Here is a 15,866-nt window from a genome sequence, read left to right on the forward strand (position 1 = left end):
CCGGGCGGGGGAGACGGGGCGGTCGCACCGACGGATGTATCGTCCCGTTCGTGCCGATGGCGAAGAATGCCGTATTTGATGCGCCCACCCGCCGACGCGTCCTGATCGCCGGCGTGGGGATCGGGCTGACCGTGACCGCCTGTACCCGTGACGCCGATCCGCCGCAGGGCGCCCCTGGACCCGCCCTCCACGGCATGCGCCAGGCCGGGGTGACCACCCCGCAGCAGGCCACCGCGCTACTGCTCGCGTACGACCTCGATCCCGAACTGCGCGGCGCGGCGGGCGTCCGTGCGCTCAAGGCGGTGCTCGGCGCGTGGACCCACGCCCTCGGGAGTTCCGGTGCGGTCCGTCTCACCGCCACCGTCGGCATCGGCCCCCGCCTGCCCGGCCGCCTCGGCGTCCCCGTCCCCGCCGCCCTGCGCGAGCTGCCGCCCTTCCCCGGCGAGCGTCTCGACCCCGCCCGCTGCGGCGGCGACGTGCTCGTACAGCTGTGTGCCGACAGCGCCGACGCCACCGAGGCGGCCGCCGCGACCCTGACCCGGCTGGCCGGGGACACCCTGCGCCCGCGCTGGCGGCAGGCCGGCTTCCTGCCGCCGTCCCCGGACGGCGGCGGCACCCCTCGCGACCTGCTCGGCTTCAAGAACGGCAGCGCCAACCCCACCGCCGAGGAGTGCGAACGCTGGGTCTGGACGGGCGACGCCACCTACCTCGTCGTCCGGCGCGTCCACCTCAGCGTCGAGGACTTCGCGCGGCTCCCCGTGCACCGCCAGGAAGAGATCATCGGCCGTCGCCGCGAGACCGGCGGCCCGCTGGACGGCGTGGACGGCATGGACGGCGTGGACGGCGGCGGTGTGGACGGCGGCCGGGACGTCGTCCCGCCGCACTCCCATGTCCGCGCCGCCGATCCCGGCCTCGACGCCGGCGCCCGGATGCTGCGCCGCGGCTACTCCTACGCCGACGGCCCCACCGACCAGGGCCTGCTGTTCCTCGCCTTCATGCGGGACCCGGCGCTGTTCACCCGGGTGCAGCGGCGGATGGCCGCGCGGGACGAGCTGAGCAGGTTCAGCGAGGCCCGGGGCTCGGCGGTGGCGTACGTCCTGCCGGGGGCACGTCCGGGACGGCCGCTGGGGGCGGAGCTGCTCGGCTGAGCGGCCGGACTGCGAGCGGCCGGACTGCGAGCGGCCGGGCTGGCGGGCCGCCGGACCGCCGGACCGCCGGGCTGGCGGACCGCCGGACCGCCGGGCTGAGCTGGCAGAACCGGGAACGGTGCGGACGTGCGGGACAATGGACCCCATGCCTTCCGCACTCCCCGACGGTGAGCCCGTCCCCACCGACGGTGCACTGCCCGCGCACGCGCTCGCCGGCGCCGCCGACCGCCCCCTCGGGTTCTATCTGCACGTCCCGTACTGCGCGACCCGCTGCGGCTACTGCGACTTCAACACGTACACCGCCACAGAGCTGCGCGGCACGGGCGGTGTCCTCGCCTCCCGCGAGAACTACGCCGACACCCTGATCGACGAGGTCCGCCTGGCCCGCAAGGTCCTCGGCGACGACCCGCGCAAGGTCCGCACGGTCTTCGTCGGCGGCGGCACGCCGACCCTGCTGCCCGTGTCCGACCTCGTACGGATGCTGGGCGCGATCCGCGACGAGTTCGGGCTCGCGGCGGACGCGGAGGTGACGACGGAGGCCAACCCGGAGTCCGTCGACCCCGCTTATCTGGCCACCCTTCGCCGAGGCGGCTTCAACCGGATCTCCTTCGGCATGCAGAGCGCGAAGCAGCATGTGCTGCGCGTGCTGGACCGGACCCACACGCCGGGCCGCCCCGAAGCGTGCGTGGCGGAGGCCCGCGCGGCCGGCTTCGAGCACGTCAACCTGGACCTGATCTACGGCACCCCCGGCGAGTCGGACGACGACTGGCGGGCCTCGCTGGACGCGGCGCTGGGCGCGGGCCCGGACCATGTCTCGGCCTACGCCCTGATCGTCGAGGAGGGCACGCAGCTTGCGCGCCGGATCCGGCGCGGCGAGGTTCCGATGACCGACGACGACGTCCACGCCGACCGGTATCTGATCGCGGACGAGGTGATGTCCGCCGCGGGCTTCGACTGGTACGAGGTCTCCAACTGGGCGACCTCCGCCGCCGGGCGCTGCCTGCACAACGAGCTGTACTGGCGCGGCGCCGACTGGTGGGGCGCGGGGCCGGGCGCCCACTCCCATGTCGGCGGGGTGCGCTGGTGGAACGTCAAGCACCCGGGGGCGTATGCGGCGGCGCTGGCCGCTGGGCGCTCGCCGGGCGCGGGGCGGGAGCTTCTGTCCGACGAGGACCGGCGGGTCGAGCGGATCCTGCTGGAGCTGCGGCTGCGGGAGGGCGTGCCGCTGGCCCTGCTGAAGGAGGACGGCCTGGCGGCCTCCCGACGGGCGCTGACGGAGGGACTGCTGGCCGCGGAGCCGTATGACGAGGGCCGAGCCGTGCTGACGCTGCGCGGGCGGTTGCTGGCGGACGCGGTGGTGCGGGATCTGGTGGACTGAGGGTTTTCGCCCCCGCCGCCCCTTCCCGTCCCGTCCCTGGGGGCTGCGCCCCCAGACCCCCGCTTTCGGCCTGGACGGCCTCGTCCTCAAGCGCCGGACGGGCTGGTGGCAGTCACGAAGTCGATCAGTTCCTCGACCCTGCCCAGCAGCTCCGGCTCCAGGTCCCGGTACGAGCTCACCCGCGCCAGGATCGCCTGCCACACCGCCCCCGTGTTCTCCGGCGGCCAGCCCAGCGCGCGGCAGACACCTGTCTTCCAGTCCTGGCCGTGGGGGACGCGGGGCCATGCCTCGATGCCCACGGACGACGGCTTCACCGCCTCCCAGACGTCGATGTACGGGTGGCCCACGACCAGGGCGTGCTCGCTGGTGACCGACCGGGCGATACGCCATTCCTTCGTGCCGGGGACGAGGTGGTCCACCAGGATGCCCAGCTTCGCGTCCGGGCCCGGCGCGAAGTCGGCGACGATCTTCGGGAGGTCGTCCACGCCCTCCAGGTACTCCACGACCACGCCCTCCACGCGCAGGTCGTCGCCCCAGACCTTCTCGACCAGCTCGGCGTCGTGCCGGCCCTCGACGTAGATGCGGCCGGCGCGGGCCACACGCGCGCGTGCGCCGGGGACGGCGACCGAGCCGGAGGCGGTGCGGGTGGGGCGTACGGGACCGGCTGACGGGCGTACGAGCGTGACGACGCGGCCCTCCAGCAGGAAGCCGCGGGGCTCCAGCGGGAACACGCGGTGCTTGCCGAAGCGGTCCTCCAGGGTCACCGTGCCCGCCTCGCAGCGGATCACCGCGCCGCAGAAGCCGGTGCCGGGCTCCTCCACCACCAGGCCGGGCTCCGCCGCGACCTCGGGGACGGGCCGGGGCTTCTTCCAGGGCGGGGTCAGATCGGCGGAGTACTGGCGCATTCGGATGACGATAGGAGAAGCCGTGACCGGATGACTACGACACGCCGAATCGTGCCGCCAGCGCGTCCCGCTGCGCCCGCACGAACGCCGCGTCCACCACCGCCCCGTGCCCCGGCACGTACAGCGCGTCCTCGCCGCCGAGGTCCAGGAGCCGGTCGAGGGCGGCGGGCCAGTGGGAGGGGACGGCGTCCGGGCCCGCCTGCGGTTCGCCGGACTCCTCGACCAGGTCGCCGCAGAAGACCACCTCCGGTGAGCCGGGGGCGGCGGGGACCAGGATCGCCAGGTCGTGGGCCGTGTGGCCCGGGCCCACGTTCGCCAGCAGGACCTGGCGGCCGTCGCCCAGGTCCAGGGTCCACTCGCCGCAGACCAGGTGGCGGGGCCGGACGAGCGTGTCCACGGCCTCCGTCGCCGCGGTCTCGTCCAGGCCGTTGCGCACCGCGTCCGCCCGCAGTTCCTCGGCCGACACGGAATCCACGCCCACCGCTGCGAAGACCTCCGCGCCGGCGAACGCGGCTGCCCCGAAGACATGGTCGAAGTGGGGATGGGTGAGCGCGAGATGGGTCACACGCCCGCCGGTGAGCTCCTCGGCCTGCGCCCGCAGCCGGGCTCCCTCCGCGAGGCTCGACCCCGCGTCGACCATCAGCACCGCGCCCGCCCCGACGACCAGCCCGGCCGTGCAGTCCCAGCCCGGCAGCCGGCATCGTCCGACCCCTGGCGCCACCCGCTCCCACCCGAGCTCTTCCCAAGTCACCGTCATACCGCGACGCTAGCCCCATATCGCCCCCGCCCGACCGCCTGCCGTCGGCCGACCTTGCCCCGGGTGTACCCCACAGCCGTACACTGGGCCGGGGAACGCTGGCACTCGGAAGTGAAGAGTGCCAGGGACAGTGTCAGGGCAGGTGCCGGGGCGGACGCCCAGCGGACCGGGGACGACTTCTGGAGGTGTGCGCGGTTGCTGAGTGAACGCAGGCTCCAGGTGCTGCGCGCCATCGTCCAGGACTACGTCGGCACCGAGGAGCCGGTCGGTTCCAAGGCGCTCACCGAGCGGCACAACCTCGGTGTGTCCCCGGCGACGGTCCGCAACGACATGGCCGCCCTGGAGGACGAGGGGTTCATCGCCCAGCCGCACACCAGTGCCGGGCGGATCCCCACGGACAAGGGCTACCGGCTGTTCGTCGACAAGCTGGCCGGCGTCAAGCCGATGACCGGTCCGGAGCGCCGGGCCATCCAGAACTTCCTCGACGGCGCCGTCGACCTCGACGATGTGGTGGCCCGGACCGTTCGGCTGCTCGCGCAGCTCACCCGGCAGGTCGCCGTCGTGCAGTACCCGTCGCTGACCCGCTCGACCGTGCGGCACGTGGAGCTTCTCTCGCTCGCGCCCGCGCGCCTGATGCTCGTGCTGATCACGGACACCGGGCGGGTCGAGCAGCGGCTCGTGGACTGCCCGGCCCCCTTCGGGGAGACGTCTCTGGCGGATCTACGCGCGCGGCTCAACAGCCGGGTCGCGGGCCGCCGCTTCGCGGACGTGCCGCAGCTGGTCGAGGACCTGCCGGAAGCCTTCGAGGCGGAGGACCGCGGCACGGTCACGACGGTGCTCTCCACCCTGCTGGAGACGCTCGTCGAGGAGAACGAGGAGCGGCTGATGATCGGCGGAACCGCCAATCTCACCCGCTTCGGACATGACTTTCCCCTCACCATCCGGCCCGTCCTGGAGGCCTTGGAGGAGCAGGTCGTGCTCCTCAAGCTCCTTGGCGAGGCGGGAGATTCGGGCATGACCGTACGCATCGGTCACGAGAACGCCTATGAGGGACTCAACTCCACTTCAGTGGTGTCGGTCGGCTACGGTTCGGGCGGCGAGGCAGTCGCCAAGCTCGGCGTGGTCGGACCGACCCGCATGGATTACCCGGGAACGATGGGAGCGGTACGAGCGGTGGCACGGTACGTCGGACAGATCCTGGCGGAGTCGTAAGTGGCCACGGACTACTACGCCGTTCTCGGCGTGCGCCGCGATGCGTCGCAGGAAGAGATCAAGAAGGCCTTCCGGCGGCTCGCTCGCGAGCTGCACCCGGACGTCAACCCGGATCCGAAGACCCAGGAGCGGTTCAAGGAGATCAACGCCGCTTACGAGGTGTTGTCGGACCCGCAGAAGAAGCAGGTCTACGACCTGGGCGGCGATCCGCTGTCCCAGGCGGGCGGCGGAGCCGCGGGCGGCTTCGGGGCCGGTGGCTTCGGCAACTTCTCGGACATCATGGACGCGTTCTTCGGGACGGCGTCGCAGCGCGGGCCGCGCTCGCGCACCCGGCGCGGCCAGGACGCGATGATCCGGCTGGAGGTCGACCTCGAGGAGGCCGCCTTCGGCACGACGAAGGACATCCAGGTCGACACGGCGATCGTCTGTGCCACCTGCAGCGGTGAGGGCGCGGCCCCGGGCACGACCGCCCAGACGTGTGACATGTGCCGCGGTCGCGGTGAGGTGTCGCAGGTGACGCGGTCCTTCCTGGGCCAGGTCATGACCTCGCGGCCGTGTCCGCAGTGCCAGGGCTTCGGAACCGTGGTTCCCACGCCCTGCCCGGAGTGCGCCGGTGACGGCCGTGTCCGCTCCCGCCGCACGCTCACGGTGAAGATCCCGGCCGGTGTCGACAACGGCACCCGGATCCAGCTGGCGGGCGAGGGCGAGGTCGGCCCCGGCGGCGGTCCCGCGGGCGATCTGTACGTGGAGATCCACGAGCTGCCGCACGCGATGTTCCAGCGCCGCGGCGACGATCTGCACTGCACGGTCACCCTCCCCATGACGGCGGCCTCGCTCGGCACGAAGGTGCCGCTGGAGACGCTGGACGGTCTGGAGGAGGTCGACATCCGGCCCGGCACCCAGTCCGGCCAGTCGATCCCGCTGCACGGCCGGGGCGTCACGCATCTGCGGGGCGGCGGACGCGGCGACCTCATCGTGCACGTCGAGGTACAGACGCCGACCAAGCTCGACCCCGAGCAGGAGCGGCTGCTGCGCGAGTTCGCGAAGCTGCGCGGCGAGGAGCGGCCCACAGGTCAGTTCCAGCCCGGTCAACAGGGCCTGTTCTCGCGGCTGAAGGACGCCTTCAACGGGCGCTGAGCCCACCGAAAGGCAACCGAAAGCCAACCGAAAGGCACCGAAAGGTCAGCCCCAAGGGCGACCGGAAGGTACCGGCCACCGGCACTCGTGCCGGTGGCCTATGCCGATGGACGGCCGGATTCGGACTTGTTCGGAGGACGTGACAACATGCCGTCATGTCCTCCGCACTGACCGATCTCTTCCCTCATCCGATCGTGCAGGCCCCGATGGCGGGCGGTGTCTCCGTCCCGCAGCTCGTCGCGGCCGTGGCCGAGGCGGGCGGGCTCGGGTTCCTCGCCGCCGGGTACAAGACGGCCGACGGCATGTACCAGGAGATCAAGCAGCTGCGGAGTCTCACCGGCCGCCCCTTCGGCGTGAACCTCTTCATGCCGCAGCCCGAATATGCGGAGACGGGGGCCGTCGAGGTCTACGCCCACCAGCTGGCCGGGGAGGCCGCCTGGTACGAGACCGAGCTCGGCGACCCCGACAGCGGCCGCGACGACGGCTACGACGCCAAGCTCGCCGTCCTGCTCGACAACCCGGTGCCGGTCGTGTCGTTCCACTTCGGCGTCCCGAGCCGCGAGGCACTGGACTCCCTGCGCAGCGCGGGAACGTTCACCCTGGTCACGGCGACCACCGTCGACGAGGCCCTCGCGGTGGAGCGGGCCGGGGCCGACGCGGTGATCGTGCAGGGCGTGGAGGCCGGCGGCCACCAGGGCACCCACCGGGACAACCCGGAGAACGACCGCGCCGGCATCGGCCTGCTCTCCCTGCTCGCCCAGGTCCGCGCGACCGTCGGCCTGCCGATCGTCGCCGCGGGCGGCCTGATGCGCGGCAGCCAGATCGCCGCGGTCCTCGCGGCCGGCGCGAGCGCGGCCCAGCTGGGCACCGCGTTCCTCGCCACGCCCGAGTCCGGCGCGCACGCCGTGCACAAGCAGGCGCTGACCAACCCCCTGTTCGTGCGCACCGAGCTGACCCGCGCCTTCTCCGGACGCCCGGCCCGCGGCCTGGTCAACCGCTTCCTGCGCGAGCACGGCCCGTACGCGCCCGCCGCCTATCCGGAGGTCCACCACCTCACCTCGCCGCTGCGCAAGGCGGCCGCCAAGGCGGGCGACGCGCAGGGCATGGCCCTGTGGGCGGGCCAGGGCCACCGGCTGGCCCGCGAACTGCCCGCCGGGCAGCTGGTGGAGGTCCTGCTGGCCGAACTCGTCGAGGCCCGGACAGCGTTGTCGGAGCTCGCCCTGGACGCTCCGGCGGACGAGGACGGCGGCGACCGATGACCGCGCCCGTCTTCGTCGTCGACGAACTGCCCGCCGGCCGCGCCGAGTTCGTGCTGGACGGCCCCGAGGGCCGGCACGCCGTCTCCGTGAAGCGGCTGCGCGCCGGCGAGGAGGTCGTCCTCACCGACGGCGCCGGACGCTGGGCGCAGGGCGAGGTCGTCGCCGCCGAGGGCAAGGACCGGCTGGTCGTGCGCCTCGCGGAGGTGACCGAGGAGCCCGTCGAAACGCCCCGGATCACCGTCGTCCAGGCGCTGCCCAAGGGCGACCGGGGCGAGCTGGCCGTCGAGACGATGACCGAGACCGGCGTCGACGCGATCGTGCCGTGGGCGGCCTCGCGCTGCGTCACCCAGTGGAGGGGCGAGCGCGGAGCGAAGGCGCTCGCCAAGTGGCGGGCCACCGCCCGCGAGGCCGGCAAGCAGTCCCGCCGGGTCCGCTTCCCCGAGGTCGCCGAGGCGTCGACGAGCAAGCAGGTGGCGGCACTTCTGGCGCGGGCCGACTTCGCCGCCGTCCTGCACGAGGACCGCGACTACCCGAGCGAGCCGCTCGCCGTCGCCCAACTCCCTGCCGAGGGCGAGATCGTGCTCGTCGTGGGACCCGAAGGGGGCGTGTCCCCGGACGAGTTGGCGCTCTTCGAGGAGGCGGGCGCGAAGGCGTACCGGCTCGGGCGGAGCGTCCTGCGCACCTCGACCGCCGGCACGGCCGCCGCCGCCCTGCTCCTGGGCAGAACCGGCCGCTGGTCCTGACACAGGCACTGACCCTCCCGACCGTGAGCGCGGTCCCGATCGTGGCCGCATACGGGCTTCCGCACCGCCCGGCCGAGTGGCACGCTGCCCTCCATGGGGGCATTGAGGCGGATTTGGCTTCTGGTGGGCGCGGCCGTGCTGGCGGGCGGCGTGACGGCCTGTGATCCGGGCGGGCTGAGCAGCATGTCCGTGGCGTACACCACCGACGAGGCGGCGACCGCCGAGCTCGGGCGGCGGGACGTGGACGTGCGCTGGCTGACCTGCACGGCTCAGTACAAGGACCCGGAGAAGGCGGGGACCGTCGCCTCCGTCGACTGCCAGGGGGAGACCGGCGACGGACAGGACATCACCGTCACCGGGTCGGTCTCCCGGGCGGTCGACGGGGCGTGTGTGCGCGGTGACCTGACCGCCGTCGTCGGGAAGAAGCAGCTGTTCCGGGTGACCGGGCTCGGCGACTGCAAGTCCGCGACGCCGTCGCCCGTCAAACCGTCCGGCTCCACACAGCCCGGCGGCCGGCCGACGGTCACCGTGACGGTGACGGTCACCGAGACGGTCCGCGGCGGCGGCAATGGTGCAGGCAAGTGAGCGAAACCCCTGACCAGCGGCCTCGCCGTTGCATACAGTGATCCGGTGACACAGCCCGCGACGCCTGCTGCGTATCTCAGATTCCCGCACCTGCACGGCGAGTTGGTGGCCTTCGCCGCCGAGGACGACGTGTGGCTCGCGCCCCTCGACGGCGGCCGCGCCTGGCGGGTCAGCGCCGACAACATGCCGGTCTCCCTCCCGCGCATCTCGCCCGACGGCACCACCGTCGCCTGGACCTCCACCCGGGACGGCGCCCCCGAGGTGCACATCGCCCCCGTCGACGGAGGCCCGTCGACCCGGCTGACGTACTGGGGGAGTTCGCAGACCCGGGTGCGCGGCTGGACCCCGGAGGGCCGGGTCCTCGCCGTCGGCAGCCACGACCAGGCGAGCCTGCGCCGCAGTTGGGCCCGTGCCGTCCCGGTGGACGGCGGACCGCCGACGACCCTGCCGTACGGGCCCGTCGGCACGGTCGCCTACGGCCCGCACACCGTGCTGCTGTCCGCGCCGATGGGCCGCGAGGCCGCCCACTGGAAGCGCTACCGGGGCGGCACCGCGGGCAAGCTGTGGATCGACCGGGAGGGCGACGGCGAGTTCGTCCGGCTGCACCAGGAGCTGGACGGCAACATCGAGTACCCGGTGTGGGCGGGGGACCGGCTCGCGTTCCTGTCCGACCACGAGGGCACGGGCGCCCTGTACTCGTCGCTCGCCGACGGCTCCGACCTGCGCCGCCACACGCCCTTGGACGGTTTCTACGCCCGGCAGGCCGCCGGTGACGGCACTCGGGTCGTGTACATGTCCGCGGGCGAGCTGTGGCTGCTGGACGACCTGGACGGCGCCGAACCCCGCCGCCTCGACATCCGCCTCGGCGGCCAGCGCACCGACCGCCGCCCCTACCCGGTGACCGCCGCCCGCTGGCTGGGCGGGGCCGCGCCCGACCACACCGCGCGCGGCAGCGCCGTGGAGGTGCGCGGCGCCGTCCACTGGGTCACCCACCGCGCCGGACCCGCCCGCGCGCTCGCCGCCGAACCCGGCGTCCGGGCGAGGCTGCCGCGCACCTTCCGCACGGAGGGCGAGGAGTGGGCGGTGTGGGTGACGGACGCCGAGGGCGAGGACGCCCTGGAGTTCGCCCCGGCCACCGGACCGGCCCCCGGCGCCACCCCGCGCCGGCTCGCCGCCGGACGGCTCGGGCGGGTCCTGGAGCTCGCCATGGCGCCCGACGGCAGCCGGGCCGCCGTCGCCGCGCACGACGGACGGCTGCTGCTCGTCGAGCGGGAGACCGGCGAGGTCCGCGAGGTCGACAGCAGCCCCGACGGCGAGGTGTCCGACCTGGTCTTCTCACCGGACTCGGCATGGCTGGCCTGGTCGCACCCCGGGCCGCGCCCGCTCAGCCAGCTCAAGCTCGCCAACGTCACCGACCTGTCGGTCACCGAGGCGACCCCGCTGCGCTTCCGCGACTACGCGCCCACGTTCACCCTCGACGGCAAACACCTCGCGTTCCTCTCCACCCGCGCCTTCGACCCGGTCTACGACCAGCACGTCTTCGACCTCTCCTTCGTGGCCGGCGCCCGCCCGCACCTCATCACCCTCGCGGCGACGACGCCGTCCCCCTTCGGACCGCAGCGGCACGGCAAGCCGTTCGAGGCGTCGGAGAAGGAGGAGACGCCCGACAGCGAGGGCACCCCGACCACCCGGATCGACCTGGAGGGCCTCGCCGACCGGATAGTGCCCTTCCCCGTCGAGGCCGGCCGCTACTCGGGGCTGGCCGCGGCGAAGGACGGCGTGCTGTGGCTGCGGCACCCCGTGCGCGGTGTCCTCGGCGCGTCCCGCGCCACTCCGGACGACCCCGATCCCGACACCGAGCTGGAACGTTACGACCTCGCCCAACAGCGCCTCGAACACCTCTGCGCCGACGCCGACGGCTTCGAGGTCAGCGGCGACGGCAAGCGGCTGCTGCTGTGGACCGACGGCAAGCTCAAGGTCGTCCCCAGCGACCGGCGGGCCTCCGGCGACGAGGACAGCGACAGCAACATCACCGTCGACCTCAGCCGGATCCGCCGCATCGTCGACCCGGCCGCGGAGTGGCGGCAGATGTACGACGAGACCGGCCGGATCATGCGGGACAACTTCTGGCGGCCCGATCTGGGCGGCGTCGACTGGGACGGCGTCCTCGACCGCTACCGGCCCGTGCTCGACCGGGTCGCGACCCACGACGACCTCGTCGACCTGCTGTGGGAGGTGCACGGCGAACTCGGCACCTCGCACGCCTATGTCATGCCGCGCGGCGGCGGGGGCGGCGGCGCCCGGCAGGGGCTGCTCGGCGCGGACGTCTCCCGGCACGAGGACGGCAGTTGGCGCATCGACCGCGTCCTGCCCTCGGAGACCTCCGACCCCGACGCCCGTTCCCCGCTCGCCGCGCCCGGCGTGGCGGTGCGGGCCGGTGACGCGGTGGTCGCCGTCGGCGGACAGCCGGTGGACCCGGTCACCGGGCCCGGACCGCTGCTCGTCGGGACGGCGGGCAAGGTCGTCGAGCTGACGATCTCGCCGTCCGGCGGGGGCGAGCCGCGGCATGCGGTCGTCGTCCCGGTCGCGGACGAGGAGGCGCTGCGCTACCACGCGTGGGTCGCGGACCGGCGGGCGTATGTGCACGAGGCGTCGGGCGGGCGGCTGGGCTATCTGCACGTGCCCGACATGCAGGCGCCGGGCTGGGCCCAGATCCACCGTGACCTGCGGGTCGAGGTGGCCCGGGAGGGGCTGATCGTGGACGTCCGGGAGAACCGCGGCGGGCACACCTCCCAGCTCGTCGTCGAGAAGCTCGCGCGGCGGATCGTCGGCTGGGACGTGCCGCGCGGCATGCGGGCGTCCAGCTATCCGGAGGACGCGCCCCGCGGGCCGGTCGTCGCCGTCGCCAACGAGTTCTCCGGGTCGGACGGGGACATCGTCAACGCGGCGATCAAGGCGCTCGGGATCGGCCCGGTGGTGGGCACGCGCACCTGGGGCGGGACGATCGGGATCGACAGCCGGTACCGGTTGATCGACGGGACGCTCGTCACCCAGCCCAAGTACGCGATCTGGCTGGAGGGTTACGGCTGGGGCGTCGAGAACCACGGCGTCGACCCGGACGTGGAGGTGGTCTGCGCTCCGCAGGACTACGCGGCGGGCCGTGACGTGCAACTGGACGAGGCGGTACGGATCGCGCTGGAGGCGCTGGAGACGGCACCTGCGAAGATCCCGCCGACGCTGCCGATGTGACAAGGGGCACCGGGTCCGACCAAGGGGCGCGGGGCTGTATCGATATGCGGCTCCGCCGCGGGGCGCGACCAGCCCCCACCGAACCCGCACCCGACGACGCTACGATGCGCACACTCACCCGCACTACCGAGGGGACCGCATGGCAGGGGAACCGCAGGACGACTGTCTGTTCTGCAAGATCGCCGAGGGGCACATCCCCGCGACGATCGTCCGCGAGACGGAGACGACCGTCGCGTTCCGGGACATCAACCCCCAGGCGCCCACGCACGTCCTGGTGATCCCGAAGGTGCACTACCCGACCGCCGCCGCCCTCGCCGTCGCCGAACCCGTCATCGCCGCGGACGTGCTGCGCGAGGCCCAGACCGTCGCCGACGAGGACAAGCTGGAGAGCTACCGCATCGTCTTCAACACCGGCGCCGGCGCGGGCCAGACCGTGTTCCACGCCCACGCGCACGTCCTCGGCGGCCGCGGTCTGCACTGGCCCCCCGGATAGGCCGTCGTGTCCGTACGCGAACTCGTGGTCCTCGGCACCGCCAGCCAGGTCCCGACCCGGCACCGCAACCACAACGGCTACCTGCTGCGCTGGGACGGCGAAGGCATCCTCTTCGATCCCGGCGAGGGCACCCAGCGCCAGATGCTGCGTGCCGGGGTGGCCGCGCACGACCTCAACCGGATCTGCGTCACCCACTTCCACGGCGACCACTCCCTCGGCCTCGCCGGCGTCATCCAGCGCATCAACCTGGACCAGGTCCCGCACCCGGTCACCGCGCACTACCCGCGCTCCGGGCAGCGGTTCTTCGAGCGGCTGCGCTACTCCACCGCCTACCGCGAGACCGTCGGCGTCACCGAGGCCCCGGTCGACGCGGACGGACTGCTCGCCACCGGCCCGTCCTACCGGCTGGAAGCCGCCAGGCTCTCGCACCCGGTCGAGTCCTACGGCTACCGGATCGTCGAGCCCGACGGCCGCCGCATGCTGCCCGAGCGGCTCGCCGAGCACGGCGTCAAGGGGCCGGACGTCGGCCGGATCCAGCGGGAGGGGTCCCTCGACGGCGTCTCCCTCGACGACGTCAGCGAGGTGCGCCGCGGGCAGCGGTTCGCGTTCGTCATGGACACCCGGCTGTGCGAGGGGGTGCACGCGCTGGCCGACGGCGCCGACATGCTCGTCATCGAGTCGACCTTCCTCGACGAGGACGAACAACTCGCCGTCGACCACGGGCATCTGACGGCCGGTCAGGCTGCTCGGGTCGCGCGGGACGGCGGCGTGCGGCATCTCGTCCTCACCCACTTCAGCCAGCGTTACTCCGAGCCTGGGGGCACCTCCCGGACGGAGTCTGGGGGAGAGTTCGAGCGGCAGGCGCGGGCGGCCGGGTTCGACGGTGAGCTGACCGTGGCGCACGACCTGCTGCGAGTGCCGGTTCCGAAACGCCGGTAAAGCGGCCGTACGATGCTTTGATGTCCCTCCCCAAAGCTGAACTGCACCTGCACATCGAAGGCACCCTGGAGCCGGAGCTGGCCTTCGAACTGGCCGCCCGCAACGGGGTGGCGCTGCCCTACGCCGACACGGAAGCGCTCCGCAAGGCCTACGCCTTCGACGACCTGCAGTCCTTCCTGAACCTGTACTACGAGCTGATGGCGGTCCTGCGCACCGAGCGGGACTTCGAGGACCTCGCGAACGCCTACCTCGCCCGCGCCGCCGCGCAGGGCGTACGGCACGCGGAGATCTTCTTCGACCCGCAGGCCCACCTCGCCCGGGGCGTGTCGATGGGCACGGTGGTCGAGGGGCTGTGGCGGGCGCTGGGCAGGAGCGAGGCCGACCACGGGGTCTCCACCCGCCTCATCCTCTGCTTCCTGCGCGACGAGTCCGCCGAGTCGGCGCTCGAGACGCTGGAGGCCGCGAAGCCCTACCTCGACCGGATCACCGGCGTCGGACTGGACTCCGCCGAGGTCGGGCATCCGCCGGTGAAGTTCCGCGAGGTGTACGAGGCCGCGGCCGCCCTCGGGCTGCGCCGGGTCGCGCACGCCGGTGAGGAGGGGCCGCCGGAGTACATCACGCAGGCCCTCGACGTCCTCGGCGTGGAGCGCGTCGACCACGGGCTGCGCTGCATGGAGGACCCGGCGCTGGTCGAGCGGCTGGTGCGGGAGCGGATCCCGCTGACGCTGTGCCCGCTGTCCAACGTACGGCTGCGGACCGTCGACGTCCTCGCCGACCACCCGCTGCCCGCGATGCTGGACGCCGGGCTGCTGTGCACGGTCAACTCCGACGACCCCGCCTACTTCGGCGGCTACGCGGGCGACAACTTCGACGCCGTGCGCACCGCCCTCGGCCTGGGCGAGGAGCGGCTGCGCGAACTGGCCCGCAACTCCTTCGTCGCCTCCTTCCTGGAGGACGACGAGGAGCGGCGGGCGCGGTATCTCGCCGAGGTGGACGACTATCGGTTCTAGGCGCTCTGGTGGATCCGGTCCACCAGGATGTCGATGACGAGCGGCGTGCGTGGGCCGAAGCTCAGCAGCACGCCGTCCTCCATGTCGACGACCCTGCGGTTCATGCCCGCCGGGGTCTGGGCGATGCCGGGGATCTGGAGGAGGCCGTCGAGGCCGCCGACCGAGTCCAGGCCCTTGGTCATCATCAGGATGACGTCCGGCTGGGCCTGGGCGAGGGCCTCGGTGGTGATGGGGGTGAAGGGCTTGTCCAATCCGGCTTCCGTGCCCGCGTCCACCGCGCCCGCCGCCGCCAGCAGGGAGTCCGCGCCGGAGCCCGTGCCGCCGATCAGATAGACGGCCGCGCTGCCGCGCATGTAGAGGAACGCGACCTTGGGCTTGCTGCCCTCGGGCACGCCCGCGCGTGCGGCGGCGAGGTCGGTGCTCATCCGCGCGTTGAGCGCCTGGCCGGCCGCCGGGACGCCGAGGGCCTCGGCGATGCGGGTGGTGCGGGCAGTGACGTCGGCGAGTTTCGTCGCCGGGTCGAGGACGACGATCGGGACGCCGGCGTCGCGGATCTGCTCGATCGCCTCCTTGGGGCCGGTGTCCGTGTCGGCCAGCACCACCGTCGGCCGCAGTGACAGCACGCTCTCCGCGCTGACGTCGTGCGCCTTGGTGACCTGGGGGAGCTTCTTCGCCTCCGCGAACGTGGCCGTGATGTCCCGGCCGACGACCCGGCTGCCGAGCCCGAGCGTGAACACGATCTCCGCGACGCCGCCGTTGAGGGGCAGGATGCGCGCGGCGTCCGTCACGGTGACCTGGCGTCCGTCGGAGGAGTCGACGGTCACGGGCAGTTTCGGGGTGGGCGCCGGTCCTTCGAGGGGGACGAGGGTGTTTTTGGCGAGCTGTTTCTGGGCGGCCGCGGCCCGTGCGCTCGCGGACGCCGGTGTGGCGTCCGAGCCTCCTGCGCTTCCTGCGCCGTTGCCCGTGCCGTTTCCTCCGCAGGCCCCCGTCAGCAGGGCAAGGGCCAGAGCGAGGACGGTGAGACGTCTCCCCGATGGGCGCATTGTTTTCC

General features: G+C 73.2%; 14 protein-coding genes. 11 read left to right on the forward strand and 3 right to left on the reverse strand.

Translation table 11 applies throughout. The features are described from left to right. Nucleotides 1–56: 56 nt before the first annotated feature. Both ACWD4O_RS12585 and hemW read left to right on the forward strand, forming a co-directional pair. Complete coding sequence (locus ACWD4O_RS12585; protein ID WP_451279963.1) at nucleotides 57–1,148, forward strand: Dyp-type peroxidase; 1,092 nt, start codon at nucleotides 57–59, stop codon at nucleotides 1,146–1,148. Nucleotides 1,149–1,293: 145 nt separating this feature from the next. Further along, nucleotides 1,294–2,526, forward strand: coding sequence for a radical SAM family heme chaperone HemW (gene hemW, locus ACWD4O_RS12590; RefSeq protein ID WP_451279692.1), 1,233 nt, complete (start codon nucleotides 1,294–1,296; stop codon nucleotides 2,524–2,526). Nucleotides 2,527–2,612: 86 nt separating this feature from the next. On the opposite strand, the gene ACWD4O_RS12595 is transcribed toward hemW, so the two are convergent. Next, nucleotides 2,613–3,431, reverse strand: a complete 819-nt coding sequence (locus tag ACWD4O_RS12595; protein ID WP_451279693.1) for a DUF3097 domain-containing protein — start codon at nucleotides 3,429–3,431, stop codon at nucleotides 2,613–2,615. 34 nt (nucleotides 3,432–3,465) lie between these two features. After that, complete coding sequence (locus ACWD4O_RS12600) at nucleotides 3,466–4,188, reverse strand: MBL fold metallo-hydrolase (RefSeq protein WP_451279694.1); 723 nt, start codon at nucleotides 4,186–4,188, stop codon at nucleotides 3,466–3,468. 195 nt (nucleotides 4,189–4,383) lie between these two features. Here ACWD4O_RS12600 and hrcA point away from each other — a divergent pair, with 195 nt between their 5' ends. The 9 genes from hrcA to ACWD4O_RS12645 all read left to right on the forward strand — a co-directional run bounded on the left by hrcA (nucleotide 4,384) and on the right by ACWD4O_RS12645 (nucleotide 14,815). Further along, a complete protein-coding gene (gene hrcA, locus ACWD4O_RS12605) occupies nucleotides 4,384–5,400 on the forward strand; it encodes a heat-inducible transcriptional repressor HrcA (RefSeq protein ID WP_351915640.1) in 1,017 nt (338 codons plus the stop codon). Continuing rightward, nucleotides 5,401–6,537 (forward strand): molecular chaperone DnaJ, encoded by a 1,137-nt coding sequence (gene dnaJ / locus ACWD4O_RS12610; protein WP_351915642.1) that lies wholly within the window; start codon nucleotides 5,401–5,403, stop codon nucleotides 6,535–6,537. It abuts the gene before it with no gap. 155 nt (nucleotides 6,538–6,692) lie between these two features. Beyond that, entirely contained in the window at nucleotides 6,693–7,796 is a 1,104-nt protein-coding gene (locus ACWD4O_RS12615; RefSeq protein WP_451279695.1) for a nitronate monooxygenase, read from the forward strand. After that, on the forward strand, nucleotides 7,793–8,539 hold the full coding sequence (locus ACWD4O_RS12620) for a 16S rRNA (uracil(1498)-N(3))-methyltransferase (protein WP_451279696.1): 747 nt from the start codon (nucleotides 7,793–7,795) through the stop codon (nucleotides 8,537–8,539). The genes ACWD4O_RS12615 and ACWD4O_RS12620 overlap by 4 nt, the downstream gene beginning before the upstream one ends. 93 nt (nucleotides 8,540–8,632) lie before the next feature. Continuing rightward, the gene (locus ACWD4O_RS12625) at nucleotides 8,633–9,124 is read left to right on the forward strand and encodes a hypothetical protein (RefSeq protein ID WP_451279697.1); all 492 of its coding nucleotides are present in this window, start codon (nucleotides 8,633–8,635) and stop codon (nucleotides 9,122–9,124) included. 45 nt (nucleotides 9,125–9,169) lie between these two features. After that, nucleotides 9,170–12,373, forward strand: a complete 3,204-nt coding sequence (locus tag ACWD4O_RS12630) for a S41 family peptidase (RefSeq protein WP_451279698.1) — start codon at nucleotides 9,170–9,172, stop codon at nucleotides 12,371–12,373. Between the two features lie 139 nt (nucleotides 12,374–12,512). Continuing rightward, on the forward strand, nucleotides 12,513–12,866 hold the full coding sequence (locus ACWD4O_RS12635) for a histidine triad nucleotide-binding protein (protein WP_351917678.1): 354 nt from the start codon (nucleotides 12,513–12,515) through the stop codon (nucleotides 12,864–12,866). Between the two features lie 6 nt (nucleotides 12,867–12,872). After that, nucleotides 12,873–13,805, forward strand: a complete 933-nt coding sequence (locus tag ACWD4O_RS12640) for a ribonuclease Z (RefSeq protein WP_351917680.1) — start codon at nucleotides 12,873–12,875, stop codon at nucleotides 13,803–13,805. A gap of 20 nt (nucleotides 13,806–13,825) precedes the next feature. After that, nucleotides 13,826–14,815 carry an adenosine deaminase gene (locus ACWD4O_RS12645; protein ID WP_451279699.1) on the forward strand — a complete coding sequence of 330 codons (990 nt, stop codon included), beginning with the start codon at nucleotides 13,826–13,828 and terminating at the stop codon, nucleotides 14,813–14,815. On the opposite strand, the gene ACWD4O_RS12650 is transcribed toward ACWD4O_RS12645, so the two are convergent. Next, complete coding sequence (locus ACWD4O_RS12650) at nucleotides 14,812–15,858, reverse strand: heme/hemin ABC transporter substrate-binding protein (protein WP_451279700.1); 1,047 nt, start codon at nucleotides 15,856–15,858, stop codon at nucleotides 14,812–14,814. The genes ACWD4O_RS12645 and ACWD4O_RS12650 overlap by 4 nt on opposite strands. Nucleotides 15,859–15,866 lie beyond the last annotated feature (8 nt).

Source organism: Streptomyces sp. NPDC002623, from assembly GCF_053592635.1.

Excerpts from the sequence above, each read along its gene's own strand:
- ACWD4O_RS12585 (WP_451279963.1), top strand. The coding sequence starts at position 57 with ATGGCGAAGAATGCCGTATTTGATGCGCCCACCCGCCGACGCGTCCTG.
- hemW (WP_451279692.1), top strand. The coding sequence starts at position 1,294 with ATGCCTTCCGCACTCCCCGACGGTGAGCCCGTCCCCACCGACGGTGCA.
- ACWD4O_RS12595 (WP_451279693.1), bottom strand. The coding sequence starts at position 3,431 with ATGCGCCAGTACTCCGCCGATCTGACCCCGCCCTGGAAGAAGCCCCGG.
- ACWD4O_RS12600 (WP_451279694.1), bottom strand. The coding sequence starts at position 4,188 with ATGACGGTGACTTGGGAAGAGCTCGGGTGGGAGCGGGTGGCGCCAGGG.
- ACWD4O_RS12615 (WP_451279695.1), top strand. The coding sequence starts at position 6,693 with ATGTCCTCCGCACTGACCGATCTCTTCCCTCATCCGATCGTGCAGGCC.
- ACWD4O_RS12620 (WP_451279696.1), top strand. The coding sequence starts at position 7,793 with ATGACCGCGCCCGTCTTCGTCGTCGACGAACTGCCCGCCGGCCGCGCC.
- ACWD4O_RS12625 (WP_451279697.1), top strand. The coding sequence starts at position 8,633 with ATGGGGGCATTGAGGCGGATTTGGCTTCTGGTGGGCGCGGCCGTGCTG.
- ACWD4O_RS12635 (WP_351917678.1), top strand. The coding sequence starts at position 12,513 with ATGGCAGGGGAACCGCAGGACGACTGTCTGTTCTGCAAGATCGCCGAG.
- ACWD4O_RS12645 (WP_451279699.1), top strand. The coding sequence starts at position 13,826 with ATGTCCCTCCCCAAAGCTGAACTGCACCTGCACATCGAAGGCACCCTG.
- ACWD4O_RS12650 (WP_451279700.1), bottom strand. The coding sequence starts at position 15,858 with ATGCGCCCATCGGGGAGACGTCTCACCGTCCTCGCTCTGGCCCTTGCC.